Genomic DNA, 486 nt, shown 5'->3' with positions numbered 1-486 from the left:
TCGGTGATTTCGCGATAGATCAGGCCGGGGTCGCGGCCGAGTTTCGCGGTGATCTCGCCGGCCAGAAGTGCTGCAGCGAGGCCGTCCTTGTCGGTCGACCAGGCAGCGGCGTTCCGGGTCAGGAACGAGGCACCGGCGCTCTCCTCGCAGCCGAAACCCAGGCTGCCGTCGTAAAGCCCCGAGACGAAGTACTTGAAGCCCACGGGCACCTCGAGCAAGGGCCGGCCGAGGTGCTTCGCGATGCGGTCGAGCAGGCCCGTGCTCACGGCGGTCTTGCCCACGGCGGCGTCCTCGCGCCAGCCCGGGCGATTCTGGAACAGGTACCAGGCCGCCGTGGCCAGGTAGTTATTCGCCGGCATGAGTCCGGCGCTGGGCGCAACGACGCCGTGACGGTCGTGGTCGGTGTCGCAGGCAAAGGCGACGTCGAACTTGTCTTTCAGACCGATCAGCCGCTGCATGGCGTACGAGGACGATGGATCCATGCGC

General features: G+C 67.3%; 1 pseudogene. It reads right to left on the bottom strand.

Features of this window, described 5'->3' with window-relative positions:
* Window positions 1–486 (bottom strand): annotated as a pseudogene (locus CBX98_RS25400) (phosphoglucomutase, alpha-D-glucose phosphate-specific); the annotation flags it as partial.

The sequence above is a fragment of the Vibrio sp. T9 genome, from assembly GCF_003123985.1.
Taxonomy (GTDB): Bacteria; Pseudomonadota; Gammaproteobacteria; order Enterobacterales; family Vibrionaceae; genus Vibrio; species Vibrio diabolicus.
The sequence above is the reverse complement of the archived record's forward strand: the minus strand, read 5'-3'. Positions and strand labels throughout refer to the sequence as shown.